This is a genomic window from Shigella sp. FC1567 (assembly GCF_001743015.1).
GTDB classification, from domain to species: Bacteria; Pseudomonadota; Gammaproteobacteria; order Enterobacterales; family Enterobacteriaceae; genus Escherichia; species Escherichia coli.
The window spans coordinates 1-16,654 of record NZ_MIIV01000538.1; the positions used below are offsets into that span (position 1 = coordinate 1).

A 16,654-nucleotide genomic window follows, 5' to 3' on the forward strand; every position below is an offset into this window, starting at 1 on the left:
TGTCGCCATTGTTCGATTAACGCGTATTTTTCAGCGACTCCTGTGCAAAATACGCTGTTGCTTTTTTTAATATATCTCGCTCAAGGCGAGCTTCATTTAACGCCTTACGCAGTTGCAGAATTTCAGATTCCAGTTCAGCCACCGTGCGGGAACCAGGAGTACCGAGCCCTTTTCTGGCGGCGGTAACCCATTGTCCTAAAGTGCCTTCAGGAAGGGATAATCGGGAAGCGCCTTCACTGATCGAAAGTTGATTTTCAAGAACCGTTCTGACAGCTTCGGCTTTGAACTCTTTAGAGTAACGTTGGTTTTTTCTGCTCATTATTAGCTCCTTCTGATGCCATTCTATTTCAGGAAGGAGTGTCCGTTAAACTCAGGCTACCTCAGACTCATGATATGTCTAAATTACCAACAGGTGTCGAGATTCGAGGTAAATACATTCGCATCTGGTTCATGTTTCGAGGAAAACGATGTCGGGAAACATTGAAAGGCTGGGAGATTACTAACAGTAACATTAAAAAGGCCGGGAATTTAAGAGCGTTGATAGTTCATGAAATCAGTTCCGGTGAATTTGAGTATTTAAGACGTTTTCCCCAGTCCAGCACTGGGGCAAAAATGGTGACAACGAGGGTCATAAAAACATTCGGGGAGCTTTGTGATATCTGGACAAAAATTAAAGAGACAGAGTTAACAACAAACACAATGAAGAAAACGAAATCACAATTAAAAACACTCAGGATAATAATTTGTGAGAGTACCCCGATATCGCATATTCGTTATAGCGATATCTTAAACTACCGGAATGAACTGCTGCATGGAGAAACGCTTTACCTAGATAATCCAAGATCCAACAAAAAAGGAAGAACCGTGCGCACAGTTGATAGCTATATCGCCCTGCTCTGTTCGTTGTTACGTTTTGCGTATCAGTCGGGATTTATATCAACCAAACCATTTGAAGGAGTAAAAAAATTACAGCGAAACAGAATAAAACCTGACCCGTTATCTAAAACAGAATTCAATGCATTAATGGAAAGTGAAAAAGGACAGAGCCAAAACTTGTGGAAATTTGCCGTTTACTCCGGGCTTCGTCACGGGGAACTGGCAGCTCTGGCGTGGGAGGATGTGGATTTCGAGAAGGGAATTGTGAATGTCAGAAGAAACCTGACGATACTTGATATGTTCGGTCCCCCAAAAACAAATGCCGGGATCCGGACGGTAACATTACTGCAGCCGGCTCTTGAAGCACTGAAGGAGCAATACAAACTGACCGGGCATCATCGCAAAAGCGAAATCACTTTTTATCATCGGGAGTACGGCAGAACTGAAAAGCAAAAACTGCATTTTGTTTTCATGCCCAGGGTGTGTAACGAAAAACAGAAACCTTATTACTCGGTAAGCAGTTTGGGTGCAAGATGGAATGCAGCAGTAAAACGTGCTGGTATTCGCCGCCGTAATCCGTACCATACGCGACATACTTTTGCCTGCTGGCTGTTGACGGCAGGAGCGAACCCGGCATTTATAGCCAGCCAGATGGGGCATGAAACTGCGCAAATGGTGTATGAAATTTACGGTATGTGGATTGATGACATGAACGACGAACAGATAGCCATGTTGAATGCGCGGTTATCGTAGTTGCAAAGTTTGCCCCCAATTTGCCCCATTTAGTACCAGAGAACTGAAATAATGCAAGAAAATCAACAAATTACAAAGAAAGAACAATACAGCCTGAACAAATTACAAAAACGTCTACGTCGTAACGTGGGCGAAGCCATTGCTGACTTCAATATGATTGAAGAAGGCGATCGCATCATGGTTTGCCTCTCAGGGGGTAAAGACAGCTATACCATGCTGGAGATTCTGCGCAATTTGCAGCAAAGCGCGCCAATCAATTTTTCGCTGGTGGCTGTTAACCTCGATCAAAAGCAACCGGGCTTCCCAGAACACGTTCTGCCCGTGTATCTTGAAAAGCTGGGCGTTGAGTACAAGATTGTCGAAGAGAACACTTACGGTATCGTGAAAGAGAAGATTCCAGAGGGCAAAACCACTTGCTCACTGTGTTCTCGCCTTCGTCGCGGTATCCTTTATCGTACCGCAACGGAACTGGGGGCGACGAAGATCGCGCTGGGTCACCATCGTGACGATATCCTGCAGACGTTGTTCTTAAATATGTTCTACGGCGGCAAGATGAAAGGTATGCCTCCGAAACTGATGAGCGATGATGGCAAACATATCGTTATTCGTCCGCTGGCCTACTGCCGCGAGAAAGATATTCAGCGATTTGCCGATGCAAAAGCGTTCCCGATTATTCCGTGCAACCTGTGCGGTTCACAGCCTAACCTGCAACGTCAGGTGATTGCTGACATGTTGCGTGACTGGGATAAACGTTATCCAGGGCGTATCGAGACGATGTTCAGCGCGATGCAGAATGTGGTGCCGTCGCATCTGTGCGATACCAACCTGTTCGATTTCAAAGGCATCACCCACGGTTCTGAAGTGGTTAACGGGGGTGATCTGGCGTTTGATCGCGAAGAGATCCCACTACAACCGGCGGGCTGGCAGCCAGAAGAAGATGAAAATCAGTTGGATGAGTTACGGCTGAATGTGGTTGAAGTGAAATAACCAGGATAGCGCCCGATGCGCAAGCGTATCGGGCTACTCTTATGGAGGCCGGATAAGACGCGGCCAACGTCGCATCCGGCAATGCCGAAGAAGATGTTTACTCTTGCACCCGGCAATTCAACATTTCATTATTTTAATAACCGCACCCGGCACGTTTTTCCTTTAATCTTCCCGCCCTGTAACTGTTTCCATGCTTTATGAGCAACAGCCTGACGGACCGCGACATAGACATGCGCCGGATGCACGGCGATTTTGCCAATATCTGCGCCATCAAGCCCGATATCTCCTGTCAGTGCACCTAATACATCACCCGGGCGCATTTTGGCTTTTTTCCCGCCATCGATACACAACGTTGCCATTTCTGCTTCCAGCGGCACAATGGAACTATTAGCTGGCGGCGTTTGCCAGTTAAGTTTTATCTGCAACATGTCAGAAATGATATTGGCCCGCTGTGCTTCTTCCGGAGCACAGAAACTGATCGCCAGACCGCTATTTCCTGCACGAGCTGTACGGCCGATGCGATGTACATGAACTTCAGGGTCCCACGCCAGCTCAAAGTTCACCACCAGCTCAAGCGATTTAATATCCAGACCACGCGCAGCAACATCAGTCGCAACCAGTACACGGGCGCTACCGTTAGCAAAACGTACCAGGGTCTGATCGCGATCGCGTTGCTCCAAATCGCCGTGTAATGACAATGCACTTTGCCCTACTTCATTCAGCGCGTCGCAGACAGCCTGGCAATCTTTTTTGGTATTGCAAAACACCACGCAAGAGGATGGCTGATGCAAGCTTAATAACCGTTGCAACAGAGGAATTTTGCCTTTGCTGGATGTCTCATAAAATTGTTGTTCAATGGGTGGCAAAGCATCTGTTGAGTCAATTTCAATCGCCAAAGGATCGCGTTGCACTCGTCCGCTGATTACGGCGATGGCTTCCGGCCAGGTTGCCGAAAACAGAAGCGTCTGTCGAGATGCAGGCGCAAAACGGATGACATCATCAATGGCATCGCTAAATCCCATATCCAGCATGCGGTCGGCCTCATCCATCACCAAAGTATTCAGCGCATCCAGTGATACCGTGCCTTTTTGCAAGTGATCCAGCAAACGACCCGGCGTTGCCACGATAATATGCGGCGCATGTTGCAACGAATCACGCTGCATACCGAACGGTTGACCACCGCACAACGTCAAAATTTTGGTATTTGGCAGAAAACGCGCCAGCCGACGCAATTCACCTGCCACCTGATCCGCCAGTTCACGCGTAGGACACAGCACTAAAGCCTGGGTTTGAAATAGCGACGCATCAATTTGCTGTAACAAGCCGAGGCCAAAAGCCGCCGTTTTGCCGCTGCCGGTTTTCGCCTGCACGCGAACATCTTTTCCGGCAAGGATCGCCGGAAGCGCGGCGGCCTGCACCGGCGTCATAGTTAAATAACCCAACTCATTAAGGTTCGTGAGTTGGGCGGGAGGCAAAACATTCAGGGTAGAAAAAGCGGTCACAATCTATTCTCGTGGTCATCGACGCAAAGTTAGCAGGCGCGTATCCTCGCAGATCTACGCGGGTGGTGGGTCAGGCATGGGTTGCGGGCGAGGGATCGGATCGGGCACTGGAACAGGATCGCCAGGAATCGGTTCAGGGACAGGAATTTGCAAATAAATAAGTGTCGTCATATTTCCCTCCGGTCATTGGGTGGACTCTTAAAGGGTAGACGCTGATAAATAACAGGCAAAAAAAAGCCGACTCATCAAAGTCGGCGTCGTACGAATCAATTGTGCTATGCAGTAATTCAAAAAAGGAAGTAAGACAATATGGAGCGCAACGCCCATCGCTTGACGTTGCATTCACCTGCAAGGGAGATATTGCCCTGAATGGGTAGAGAGTTTATTGACTTCGCTCAAACTTTGCGGCGTTTTTGTATACAGACAGCCGGAAAAATTGCTTTTGTTACAACCATTTACTACGATGCAACCATAAAGCAACACCACCAATAAGAACAACTAACAGAATACAAAAAATTGAAAATCCGAATTGCCACCCGCCGCCAGGGATCCCACCAAGGTTGACGCCAAATAACCCTGTCAGAAAGGTACTGGGTAAAAAGACCATTGCCATCAATGACATTGTATAGGTACGACGAGCTAAATTTTCCTGCATCACCTGAGCGATTTCATCCGCCATCACGCCAGTCCGTGCTATACAGGCGTCGATTTCGTCAAGACCGCGCCCAAGGCGATCGGCAATATCCTGCATCCGACGGCGTTGGTCATCGCTCATCCACGGCAAACGTTCACTGGCAAGACGAGCATAAACATCACGTTGCGGTGCCATATAGCGACGCATCACGATTAATTGTTTGCGCAGCAGAGCCAGGAATCCACGCGGTGGAATTTGCTGATCAAGGAGATTATCTTCAAGGTCGATAATTTTATCGTGCAGCTGCTCGATAAATTCGCTGGAATGATCGGTCAACGCATCGCACACATCCACCAGCCACCCTCCGCAATCGGTCGGACCCGTGCCCTCTTCCAGATCGCTCACCACATCGTCCAGCGCCAGCACTTTGCGTTGTCGGGTCGAAACAATTAACCGCCCGTCCATATATACACGCATGGCGACCAGTTGATCGGGGCGTTCATCGGTGCTGCCGTTTATACAGCGCAATGTAATCAGCGTGCCTTCACCGAGACGGCTGACTCGGGGCCGTGTGCTCTCGCCTGCCAGCGCATCACGTACGTTATTGGGAAGCAGCGGTGTTGTCGCCAGCCATTGGGCGCTATCATGGTGTACATAATTAAGGTGGAGCCAGCAGGGATGCGCTTCATCAATCACATCTGTATTTTCCAGCGGTTTAACGCCGCCTCTACCATCCAGCATCCAGGCAAATACTGCATCCGGGACATTAACGTCCGATCCCTTAATCGCTTCCACAGTGCCTCCATCATCAACGCATTATTTTGTAGTCTAGCCTTCTGGCCCTGTTACGCAACATCTCATCACCCCATTACCCTGAAATGATTAATAAAATTCTGTCTAAATTGAATACAAAAAGCAAAATGCTTTTCCGTATACAAACCGTGTGAAGTGTTAAATAGCGTCTATCATTATCAGAATTATCTGATCATATGACGTGGCTTTTTTGCGATCGGATAGCAACAAAAATTGATAAAAATAACGGGATCTCAATGATTACGCACAACTTCAATACCCTGGACTTACTCACCAGTCCTGTCTGGATTGTTTCGCCCTTTGAGGAACAGTTAATTTATGCCAATAGCGCGGCGCGACTGTTGATGCAAGACCTCACGTTTAGTCAGCTACGAACCGGACCCTATTCCGTCTCCTCACAAAAAGAACTGCCGAAATACCTCTCCGATCTGCAAAACCAACACGATATTATCGAAATCCTCACTGTTCAGCGTAAAGAAGAGGAAACAGCATTAAGCTGTCGGCTTGTTTTGCGAGAGCTGACAGAAACAGAACCGGTGATTATTTTCGAAGGTATCGAAGCGCCGGCAACGCTGGGTTTAAAAGCCAGTCGCTCGGCAAATTATCAGCGCAAAAAACAAGGTTTTTATGCGCGCTTTTTTCTGACTAACTCTGCACCAATGTTGTTGATTGACCCCTCACGAGATGGCCAAATCGTCGATGCTAACCTCGCCGCGCTCAATTTCTACGGTTATAACCATGAAACGATGTGCCAGAAACATACCTGGGAAATTAATATGCTCGGGCGTCGCGTCATGCCTATCATGCATGAAATTTCGCATTTACCCGGCGGTCATAAACCTTTGAATTTTGTTCATAAACTGGCGGATGGATCTACTCGTCATGTGCAGACCTATGCCGGGCCGATTGAAATTTATGGCGACAAGCTCATGTTATGTATTGTGCATGATATTACTGAGCAAAAACGGCTGGAGGAGCAGCTGGAACATGCTGCTCACCATGACGCGATGACCGGATTACTGAATCGGCGACAGTTTTATCACATTACGGAACCAGGCCAAATGCAGCACCTCGCCATCGCCCAGGATTACAGCTTGTTGCTCATCGACACCGATCGTTTTAAACACATTAACGATCTCTATGGGCATTCTAAAGGTGATGAGGTGTTATGCGCCCTCGCCCGCACCCTCGAAAGTTGCGCTCGCAAAGGCGATTTGGTGTTTCGTTGGGGAGGCGAAGAGTTTGTCTTATTGCTACCAAGAACCCCACTGGATACCGCGCTTTCGCTGGCTGAAACTATCCGTGTAAGCGTGGCCAAAGTGAGTATTTCGGGCTTACCACGTTTTACCGTCAGCATTGGTGTGGCGCATCACGAAGGAAATGAAAGCATCGATGAACTGTTTAAACGCGTTGATGATGCTTTGTATCGGGCGAAAAATGATGGACGCAACCGCGTGCTGGCGGCATAAGCCGCGGATGCGTCTCGAGATCAACGGCTGCGCTTAGCGTGGCGCTCCCAGTTTTCTTGCTTCGCCTGCGCCGTTTTACGTAGTGCGACGTAACACGCCCCGCTGCCGCCATGATGCGGTAGCGCGGTGCAATATGCCTGAACATCATCAAATTCGGTCAGCCAGCGCGCCACATAGCTGCGGACAATATTGGCATGCGATTTATCTTCCCGCCCTTTACCATGAATAATCAGCACATTACGCAAACCATCCGCCAGGGCTTGGTGAATGAAACTGAACACCATTTTGCGGCACTCTTCCACCGGCTGGCGCAAAAGATTCAGGCTCGCCTGTTGCGGATATTTACCACTGCGCAGCTTATCCAGCACCCCATGTTGCAACCCTTCCCGCCGAAACTCCAGCGGCTGACTTAGCGGGATGATGTCGAGAAATCCGGTGGTGAGGAAATTATCAAGCTGCAGCGTGTCGATACGCTGCGGCGCACGTTGGTTACGCGTTGGATGCCAGTGGACATCTGTAGCACGTTTCAGCGGCTGGACATCTTCCATGGCGTCAAGAAACAGCGATTTGTCGTCAAGGTTCATGTTACATCCTCCCGCAATTAAGAGCGCGATATGATAACCAGACCGGGTCGGTCCAACAACGTATTACCAAAAATTCCAGTAATAAGTTCCAAATATTGCCGATATTTTAAGCAAAATGCTTATGCATGATTATTCATTCACGATATTAATAATGTAACTTATATTTTCGTGAAATCTGTCACTGAAGAAAATTGGCAACTAAAGGTTAAAACCGTTATAACACAGTCACCGGCGCAGAGGAGACAATGCCGGACTTAAGACGCGGATGCACTGCTGTGTGTACTGTAGAGTCTGGCGGATGTCGACAGACTCTATTTTTTTATGCAGTTTTAACTTTGCAGATAGCCGCATTCTCGCCGGAATTGCGTGATTAATGACGGGGTCAGTGGTGTCTGGCGACTATCACGCCGCTGAATCAAATAATAGGCCGCTTTCGGTAAAATTTCGCTAACCGGCAACATCACCAGCCCCTGTCCGTGCAAGGGATCGCAGCCCATTTCTTCAGGCAGTATGCTGAGAAAATCGCTTTTTGCCACCAGACTGATACAGGCTGAGAACGTCTCGCAGACTACACCGACCTGTGGCGTTTGCGCCTGATCGTCAAGCAATTCACTCAACTGTTTGTAGTAACTGCCGTGTGGCGTCGGCATTGTCCAGCTGTAATCCAGTAACTGTTTGATCGAACGGGCACCAATGGCGGGGTGTCCCGGGCGGCAAAAGATCGCGAATTGCTTTTCCAGTAATTTCTCAAAAGTAAATTCGTGGTCGTACGGTCCCTGATAATAGGTATTGATGGTGAAATCCAATTCTCCCTGACGCAATTCATTAATCATCGACACCAGTTGCCCTTCCATAATGCGTACTTTTACCTGCGGATGCTGCTGATGAAAACGAGATATGACAGCTGGCATCAGACTGCGGGAAATACTGGCCCCCATGCCGATATTAATCTGCCCTGCCAGTTGCCCTTGTCGTTGGCGAATATCCTCTTGGGCTGCGCGCAGCTCTTCAAGAATAAGACTGGCGTGCTGATAAAAACTTTCACCGGCATCAGTTAACGTCACGCCTTTACTACGGCGAAAAAAGAGTTGCGCCGCTAATCCTTCTTCCAACTCCTGAATAGATTTACTCAGTGCCGGTTGCGACATATTCAACATTCGGCTCGCTCCGCGAATGCTGCCCTGACGAGCCACTTCAACAAAAGCACGAATTTGATGAATTTTTACCTGAAAAGCCATGACGCCACCGATAACCGTTATTTATCAGACCAAAGAAACTGGCATCTACTTTAATGCAGATGATTGTGTCAGGGTAATTTATGAACGGTTAAAACTGTGAAAAATCAGTTAGTGATAAGTAAAAACTATCGCTACGTGAACCGGGTCACACTTTTTACTGATGACGGGAAAGGTTATGGAGTCTTTGAATCAATTTGTTAATTCGCTTGCCCCAAAATTATCGCACTGGCGACGTGATTTTCATCACTATGCAGAGTCTGGCTGGGTGGAATTCCGCACTGCCACCCTTGTTGCGGAAGAATTGCAGCAGCTCGGCTATTCACTGGCGCTGGGCCGCGAAGTAGTTAATGAAAGTAGCCGGATGGGACTACCTGATGAACTCACTCTACAACGCGAATTCGAGCGCGCTCGTCAACAGGGTGCGCTAGCACAATGGATTGCGGTTTTTGAAGGTGGTTTCACTGGTATCGTCGCCACCCTGGATACCGGTCGCCCCGGTCCGGTGATGGCTTTCCGTGTCGATATGGACGCGCTGGATCTCAGTGAAGAGCAGGATGTCAGCCATCGCCCCTACCGCGACGGTTTTGCGTCATGTAACGCCGGAATGATGCATGCCTGTGGTCATGATGGACATACCGCCATTGGGCTTGGGCTAGCGCATACCCTTAAACAATTCGAGTCCGGACTACATGGCGTCATCAAACTGATTTTTCAGCCTGCAGAGGAAGGTACGCGTGGCGCGCGGGCGATGGTCGATGCAGGTGTCGTAGATGATGTTGATTATTTTACTGCCGTGCACATTGGCACTGGCGTACCTGCGGGCACCGTGGTGTGCGGCAGTGATAATTTTATGGCAACCACCAAATTTGACGCGCACTTCACCGGTACCGCCGCTCACGCAGGCGCAAAACCAGAAGACGGTCACAATGCCTTGTTGGCGGCAGCACAAGCCACTCTTGCACTGCATGCAATCGCCCCGGAGCTTCCAGAGTAAACGTGGGCGTTATGCAGGCAGGAAGCGGTCGTAACGTTGTTCCTGCCTCGGCGTTGCTGAAAGTGGAAACACGCGGGGCCAGCGACGTCATTAATCAATATGTTTTTGACCGTGCACAACAAGCGATTCAGGGCGCAGCAACCATGTATGGTGTCGGCGTTGAAACTCGTCTGATGGGTGCAGCTACCGCCAGTTCTCCTTCGCCGCAATGGGTCGCATGGTTGCAAAGTCAGGCGGCTCAGGTCGCGGGGGGCAATCAGGCCATTGAACGTGTTGAAGCGCCTGCGGGTTCCGAAGATGCCACATTAATGATGGCCCGCGTGCAGCAACATCAAGGGCAAGCCTCCTACGTGGTGTTTGGCACACAGCTGGCGGCAGGTCATCACAACGAAAAATTCGATTTTGACGAGCAGGTTCTCGCTATTGCCGTCGAAACGCTGGCGCGCACCGCGCTCAATTTTCCCTGGACGCGAGGTATCTGATGCAGGAAATCTATCGTTTTATCGACGATGCGATTGAAGCCGATCGCCAACGTTATACCGATATTGCCGATCAAATCTGGGATCATCCAGAAACACGTTTTGAAGAGTTCTGGTCAGCGGAGCATCTGGCTTCGGCGCTGGAATCTGCAGGCTTCACCGTTACCCGCAACGTAGGCTATATCCCAAATGCCTTTATTGCTTCGTTTGGTCAAGGCAAACCGGTTATCGCCCTGCTGGGAGAATATGACGCCCTGGCAGGTTTAAGTCAGCAAGCAGGTTGCGCGCAACCTACATCCGTGACGCCCGGTGAAAATGGTCACGGTTGCGGACACAATTTGCTGGGAACCGCCGCCTTTGCCGCTGCAATAGCCGTCAAGAAATGGCTGGAACAATATGGGCAAGGCGGCACGGTGCGCTTTTATGGTTGTCCTGGCGAAGAAGGCGGCTCGGGTAAAACGTTCATGGTTCGCGAGGGGGTATTTGATGATGTGGATGCGGCACTCACTTGGCACCCGGAAGCCTTTGCCGGTATGTTCAATACCCGCACGCTGGCAAACATTCAGGCATCATGGCGCTTTAAAGGGATCGCAGCACATGCCGCGAATTTCCCTCATTTGGGACGCAGCGCCCTTGATGCCGTAACGTTGATGACCACTGGCACCAACTTCCTCAACGAACATATTATTGAAAAAGCGCGCGTACACTATGCCATCACAAATAGCGGCGGGATCTCGCCCAACGTGGTCCAGGCGCAGGCAGAAGTGCTTTATCTTATCCGCGCCCCCGAAATGACCGACGTGCAGCATATTTATGATCGGGTCGCCAAAATCGCCGAAGGTGCGGCATTGATGACCGAAACCACGGTTGAATGCCGCTTCGACAAAGCCTGTTCCAGTTATCTCCCGAATCGCACCTTAGAAAATGCCATGTACCATGCCCTATCCCATTTTGGTACCCCGGAATGGAACTCCGAAGAACTGGCTTTTACGAAACAAATTCAGGCTACGCTCCCCCCCAACGATCGGCAAAACAGTCTGAATAATATCGCCGCAACCGGTGGCGAAAACGGCAAGGCTTTTGCACTACGTCATCGTGAAACGGTACTGGCGAATGAGGTCGCTCCATATGCCGCCACCGATAACGTGCTTGCGGCATCGACTGATGTCGGCGACGTCAGTTGGAAACTGCCTGTTGCCCAGTGTTTCAGCCCCTGTTTTGCCGTCGGTACACCGCTACATACGTGGCAACTGGTTAGCCAGGGGCGAACATCTATTGCTCATAAAGGAATGCTGCTGGCGGCGAAAACTATGGCAGCAACCACACTCAATCTCTTCATTGATTCAGGGCTATTGCAAGAATGCCAACAAGAGCATCAGCAAGTTACGGACACGCAACCGTATCACTGCCCTATCCCAAAAAACGTGACACTGTCATCTTTAAAATAACAACAACAACGCAAACACAACAACCGAGGAATGCCCATGAGTATGTCATCCATACCGTCGTCCTCCTAATCCGGGAAGCTCTATGGCTGGGTCGAAAGAATTGGTAACAAGGTTCCCCATCCTTTTTTGCTCTTTATCTATTTGATTATCGTACTCATGGTGACGACGGCAATTTTGTCGGCCTTTGGCGTCAGTGCGAAAAACCCGACCGATGGAACGCCGGTGGTGGTGAAAAACCTGCTCAGTGTGGAAGGATTACACTGGTTTTTACCCAATGTTATTAAAAACTTTAGCGGTTTTGCTCCACTTGGTGCGATCCTGGCGCTGGTTTTAGGTGCCGGTCTGGCGGAGCGCGTCGGCTTACTGCCAGCGCTAATGGTTAAAATGGCATCGCATGTTAATGTCCGCTACGCCAGTTATATGGTGCTGTTTATTGCTTTTTTCAGCCACATTTCTTCCGATGCGGCGTTAGTGATCATGCCACCGATGGGTGCGCTGATTTTTCTGGCGGTGGGCAGGCATCCAGTTGCAGGTTTACTGGCTGCCATTGCAGGCGTAGGTTGCGGCTTTACGGCTAATTTACTGATTGTCACAACCGACGTGTTGCTGTCGGGGATCCGCACGGAAGCGGCGGCTGCGTTCAATCCGCAAATGCACGTCAGTGTAATTGATAACTGGTATTTTATGGCCAGCTCCGTAGTCGTACTGACGATTGTTGGCGGCCTGATAACCGACAAAATCATCGAGCCACGGTTAGGTCAATGGCAGGGAAACAGCGATGAGAAACTGCAGACATTGACCGAAAGTCAGCGTTTTGGTTTACGCATAGCAGGTGTCGTATCGCTACTTTTTATTGCTGCGATCGCGCTGATGGTGATCCCGGAAAACGGGATATTGCGCGATCCGATTAATCACACCGTGATGCCATCACCCTTTATTAAAGGTATCGTGCCACTAATCATTCTTTTTTTCTTTGTGGTTTCGCTGGCTTATGGCATCGCTACCCGCACAATTCGACATCAGGCGGATTTACCGCATTTAATGATTGAACCGATGAAAGAGATGGCGGGATTTATCGTGATGGTTTTTCCCCTCGCCCAGTTTGTCGCCATGTTTAACTGGAGCAACATGGGGAAATTCATCGCCGTGGGGCTGACCGATATACTGGAAAGTTCAGGGCTTAGCGGCATCCCGGCGTTTGTCGGTCTGGCGTTGCTTTCCTCTTTCTTATGCATGTTTATTGCCAGTGGTTCCGCAATCTGGTCGATTCTGGCCCCCATTTTCGTACCAATGTTTATGCTACTTGGCTTTCACCCGGCATTTGCGCAAATCCTCTTTCGTATTGCCGACTCATCCGTATTGCCTTTAGCGCCGGTATCTCCTTTTGTTCCACTGTTTCTTGGATTCCTGCAACGCTACAAACCAGACGCGAAACTGGGTACTTACTATTCGTTAGTCTTGCCCTATCCGCTTATCTTTTTGGTGGTATGGCTGCTGATGTTGCTGGCGTGGTATCTTGTTGGTCTGCCGATAGGTCCGGGGATTTACCCACGTTTGTCTTAAGAGAGAACGGATGCTGAGATTACTTGAAGAAAAAATTGCCACGCCACTGGGTCCACTGTGGGTGATTTGCGATGAGCAATTTCGCCTGCGGGCGGTTGAATGGGAAGAGTACAGCGAACGCATGGTGCAGCTGCTGGACATCCATTATCGCAAAGAAGGCTATGAGCGCATTTCTGCCACCAACCCAGGCGGTTTAAGCGACAAGCTTAGTGATTATTTTGCCGGTAATCTTAGCATTATTGATACGCTTCCCACTGCCACAGGGGGGACGCCATTTCAGCGCGAAGTCTGGAAAACTCTACGCACTATCCCCTGCGGGCAGGTAATGCATTACGGCCAACTGGCTGAACAATTGGGCCGCCCTGGCGCGGCGCGTGCCGTTGGTGCGGCAAACGGATCGAATCCCATCAGCATCGTCGTACCTTGCCATCGGGTTATTGGCCGAAACGGCACCATGACCGGATATGCAGGCGGAGTTCAGCGAAAAGAGTGGTTATTGCGCCACGAAGGTTATCTTTTGCTGTAAACATTAAACAATTTGTGCCAGCTTGTTCACACTTTTATGTAAAGTTACCCTTAACAACTTAATGGTTTTCAAATAGATAGACATATATTTACATCTAATATCGGAATTCTCTGCTGTTAAGGTTTGCTTAGACTTACTTGCTCCCTAAAAAGATGTTAAAATTGACAAATATCAATTACGGCTTGAGCAGACCTATGATCCCGGAAAAGCGAATTATACGGCGCATTCAGTCTGGCGGTTGTGCTATCCATTGCCAGGATTGCAGCATCAGCCAGCTTTGCATCCCGTTCACACTCAACGAACATGAGCTTGATCAGCTTGATAATATCATTGAGCGGAAGAAGCCTATTCAGAAAGGCCAGACGCTGTTTAAGGCTGGTGATGAACTTAAATCGCTTTATGCCATCCGCTCCGGTACGATTAAAAGTTATACCATCACTGAGCAAGGCGACGAGCAAATCACTGGTTTCCATTTAGCTGGCGACCTGGTGGGATTTGACGCCATCGGCAGCGGCCATCACCCGAGCTTCGCTCAGGCGCTGGAAACCTCGATGGTATGTGAAATCCCGTTCGAAACGCTGGACGATTTGTCCGGTAAAATGCCGAATCTGCGTCAGCAGATGATGCGTCTGATGAGCGGTGAAATCAAAGGCGATCAGGACATGATCCTGCTGTTGTCGAAGAAAAATGCCGAGGAACGTCTGGCTGCATTCATCTACAACCTGTCCCGTCGTTTTGCCCAACGCGGCTTCTCCCCTCGTGAATTCCGCCTGACGATGACTCGTGGCGATATCGGTAACTATCTGGGCCTGACGGTAGAAACCATCAGCCGTCTGCTAGGTCGCTTCCAGAAAAGCGGTATGCTGGCAGTCAAAGGTAAATACATCACCATCGAAAATAACGATGCGCTGGCCCAGCTTGCTGGTCATACGCGTAATGTTGCCTGATTTTTCCGCATAACTCACTATCCTTCTGTCATATCATTAAATTTTTCTGATTTATTGATCTGGCAGAAGGTTCATCACTGTTTCATTCACCAGATATGGGTTAATCTTTTAATTACAAACTGCGTTGACAGTTGTTGTAAGGAGACCCTGTATGGCTATGTATCAGAACATGCTCGTTGTTATCGATCCTAACCAGGACGACCAACCAGCATTGCGGCGAGCTGTTTATTTACATCAACGGATTGGTGGCAAAATTAAAGCCTTTTTGCCGATCTATGACTTCTCATACGAAATGACCACCCTGCTCTCCCCGGACGAACGTACCGCTATGCGTCAGGGCGTCATCAGCCAGCGTACAGCCTGGATCCACGAGCAGGCAAAATATTATCTCAATGCTGGCGTTCCCATTGAAATTAAAGTGGTCTGGCATAACCGTCCTTTCGAAGCCATCATTCAGGAAGTGATCAGCGGCGGGCACGATTTGGTGCTAAAAATGGCGCACCAACATGACCGTCTGGAAGCGGTGATTTTTACGCCAACGGACTGGCATCTGTTACGCAAATGCCCAAGCCCGGTGTGGATGGTGAAAGACCAGCCGTGGCCGGAAGGAGGTAAGGCGCTGGTGGCGGTGAATCTCGCCAGTGAAGAGCCGTATCATAATGCGCTCAATGAAAAACTGGTCAAAGAGACGATCGAACTGGCAGAACAAGTCAACCATACCGAAGTTCATCTGGTTGGCGCTTACCCAGTAACGCCAATTAATATCGCGATTGAACTGCCGGAATTTGAGCCGAGCGTTTATAACGATGCCATTCGTGGGCAACATTTGCTGGCAATGAAAGCCCTGCGGCAGAAATTCGGCATTAATGAAAACATGACGCACGTAGAAAAAGGTCTGCCCGAAGAGGTTATTCCTGATTTGGCGGAGCACTTACAGGCGGGGATTGTGGTTCTGGGCACGGTAGGACGCACCGGTATTTCAGCAGCATTCCTCGGCAACACGGCGGAACAGGTGATTGATCATCTTCGCTGCGATCTGTTGGTCATTAAACCTGACCAGTATCAGACACCCGTTGAACTGGATGACGAAGAAGACGATTAACGACTCTTCAATAACTGACAAGGCCCGAGTTATCGGGCCTATTTTTTACTTACTGCTCTTCGCCGCCAAGGAAATAAATTCCCAACGGGATTGCCAGCAACACAGTAAAGACCAGGCTATAAACAAAAATCATCGATGACTGAATCACATACATTGATGTCGTCCACTCAGACAGCGGAATATTGTACTGTTCTATAACGCCGCCGATAGTCGCGCGAGTCACAACCGACGCCGCAATAATGACAAACCGCCAACAAACCAAAGAGAAATTTCTTCCCTTTCGCTGACTTCAGTTTCGCCATAATCATGATGTAATCCTTGTGCAGACAAATTTCTTGTTACCTAAACGTAACAATACCATGACATTTCACCGTTGTCTGCTCTGAAAACCTCACCTCTTAGCTGGATTTACAATCAACGCATTGATTAGTTAGCTAGGTAATGACTCCAACTTACTGATAGTGTTTTATGTTCAGATAATGCCCGATGACCTTGTCATGCAGCTCCACCGATTTTGAGAACGACAGTGACTTCCGTCCCAGCCTTGCCAGATGTTGTCTCAGATTCAGATTATGTCGCTCAATGCGCTGAGTGTAACGCTTGCTGATAACGTGCAGCTTTCCCTTCAGGCGTGATTCATACAGCGGCCAGCCATCCGTCATCCATACCACGACCTCAAAGGCCGGCAGCAGGCTCAGAAGACGCTCCAGTGTGGCCAGAGTGCGTTCACCGAAGACGT

General features: G+C 49.2%; 13 protein-coding genes and 5 pseudogenes. 9 read left to right on the top strand and 9 right to left on the bottom strand.

All coding sequences use genetic code 11. The features are described 5' to 3' along the window. A pseudogene (locus BHE85_RS25450) lies at nt 1–319 on the bottom strand (transposase); the annotation flags it as partial. 74 nt (nt 320–393) lie between these two features. Here BHE85_RS25450 and BHE85_RS25455 point away from each other — a divergent pair. Beyond that, nucleotides 394–1,629 (top strand): tyrosine-type recombinase/integrase, encoded by a 1,236-nt coding sequence (locus tag BHE85_RS25455; protein WP_004984192.1) that lies wholly within the window; start codon nt 394–396, stop codon nt 1,627–1,629. A gap of 51 nt (nt 1,630–1,680) precedes the next feature. Next, nucleotides 1,681–2,616: a tRNA 2-thiocytidine(32) synthetase TtcA gene (gene ttcA / locus BHE85_RS25460; RefSeq protein ID WP_001157420.1), complete on the top strand. Its 936-nt coding sequence runs from the start codon at nt 1,681–1,683 to the stop codon at nt 2,614–2,616. Between the two features lie 128 nt (nt 2,617–2,744). Here the strand turns inward: ttcA and dbpA are convergent, their stop codons facing one another. From dbpA to ydaN, 4 genes and pseudogenes are all read right to left on the bottom strand, one after another. Continuing rightward, nucleotides 2,745–4,118 carry an ATP-dependent RNA helicase DbpA gene (dbpA, locus tag BHE85_RS25465; RefSeq protein WP_000123759.1) on the bottom strand — a complete coding sequence of 458 codons (1,374 nt, stop codon included), beginning with the start codon at nt 4,116–4,118 and terminating at the stop codon, nt 2,745–2,747. Between the two features lie 29 nt (nt 4,119–4,147). Further along, nucleotides 4,148–4,289, bottom strand: a pseudogene (ynaL, locus tag BHE85_RS28150) (proline-rich small protein YnaL). 274 nt (nt 4,290–4,563) lie between these two features. Continuing rightward, nucleotides 4,564–5,547: a zinc transporter ZntB gene (gene zntB / locus BHE85_RS25475; protein ID WP_000387388.1), complete on the bottom strand. Its 984-nt coding sequence runs from the start codon at nt 5,545–5,547 to the stop codon at nt 4,564–4,566. 13 nt (nt 5,548–5,560) lie between these two features. Then, complete coding sequence (ydaN, locus tag BHE85_RS27950; protein WP_211180494.1) at nt 5,561–5,608, bottom strand: protein YnaN; 48 nt, start codon at nt 5,606–5,608, stop codon at nt 5,561–5,563. A gap of 193 nt (nt 5,609–5,801) precedes the next feature. On the opposite strand from ydaN, the gene dgcM reads away from it, so the two are divergent. After that, entirely contained in the window at nt 5,802–7,034 is a 1,233-nt protein-coding gene (gene dgcM, locus BHE85_RS25480) for a diguanylate cyclase DgcM (protein WP_000628065.1), read from the top strand. 20 nt (nt 7,035–7,054) lie between these two features. On the opposite strand, the gene smrA is transcribed toward dgcM, so the two are convergent. Both smrA and BHE85_RS25490 read right to left on the bottom strand, forming a co-directional pair. Continuing rightward, nucleotides 7,055–7,618, bottom strand: coding sequence for a DNA endonuclease SmrA (gene smrA / locus BHE85_RS25485; RefSeq protein WP_001046827.1), 564 nt, complete (start codon nt 7,616–7,618; stop codon nt 7,055–7,057). A gap of 329 nt (nt 7,619–7,947) precedes the next feature. After that, the gene (locus BHE85_RS25490; protein ID WP_000885456.1) at nt 7,948–8,856 is read right to left on the bottom strand and encodes a LysR family transcriptional regulator; all 909 of its coding nucleotides are present in this window, start codon (nt 8,854–8,856) and stop codon (nt 7,948–7,950) included. A gap of 175 nt (nt 8,857–9,031) precedes the next feature. On the opposite strand from BHE85_RS25490, the pseudogene abgA reads away from it, so the two are divergent. From abgA to uspE, 6 genes and pseudogenes are all read left to right on the top strand, one after another. Continuing rightward, nucleotides 9,032–10,332 (top strand): annotated as a pseudogene (gene abgA, locus BHE85_RS25495) (p-aminobenzoyl-glutamate hydrolase subunit AbgA). Beyond that, the gene (gene abgB / locus BHE85_RS25500; RefSeq protein ID WP_001156462.1) at nt 10,332–11,777 is read left to right on the top strand and encodes a p-aminobenzoyl-glutamate hydrolase subunit AbgB; all 1,446 of its coding nucleotides are present in this window, start codon (nt 10,332–10,334) and stop codon (nt 11,775–11,777) included. The pseudogene abgA and the gene abgB overlap by 1 nt, the downstream one beginning before the upstream one ends. A gap of 36 nt (nt 11,778–11,813) precedes the next feature. After that, nucleotides 11,814–13,340 (top strand): annotated as a pseudogene (gene abgT, locus BHE85_RS25505) (p-aminobenzoyl-glutamate transporter). A 10-nt stretch (nt 13,341–13,350) separates the two neighbouring features. Then, nucleotides 13,351–13,866 (top strand): methylated-DNA--[protein]-cysteine S-methyltransferase, encoded by a 516-nt coding sequence (gene ogt, locus BHE85_RS25510; protein WP_000945013.1) that lies wholly within the window; start codon nt 13,351–13,353, stop codon nt 13,864–13,866. Between the two features lie 194 nt (nt 13,867–14,060). Further along, nucleotides 14,061–14,813: a fumarate/nitrate reduction transcriptional regulator Fnr gene (fnr, locus tag BHE85_RS25515; protein WP_000611911.1), complete on the top strand. Its 753-nt coding sequence runs from the start codon at nt 14,061–14,063 to the stop codon at nt 14,811–14,813. Between the two features lie 151 nt (nt 14,814–14,964). Further along, nucleotides 14,965–15,915, top strand: a complete 951-nt coding sequence (gene uspE / locus BHE85_RS25520; RefSeq protein WP_001262128.1) for a universal stress protein UspE — start codon at nt 14,965–14,967, stop codon at nt 15,913–15,915. 49 nt (nt 15,916–15,964) lie between these two features. On the opposite strand, the pseudogene BHE85_RS25525 reads toward uspE, so the two are convergent. Beyond that, nucleotides 15,965–16,223: pseudogene (locus tag BHE85_RS25525) on the bottom strand (DUF2534 family protein). Between the two features lie 144 nt (nt 16,224–16,367). Beyond that, nucleotides 16,368–16,654 (bottom strand): IS1 family transposase (locus BHE85_RS25530; protein ID WP_242412331.1); only part of this gene is annotated, 287 nt, incomplete at its 5' end.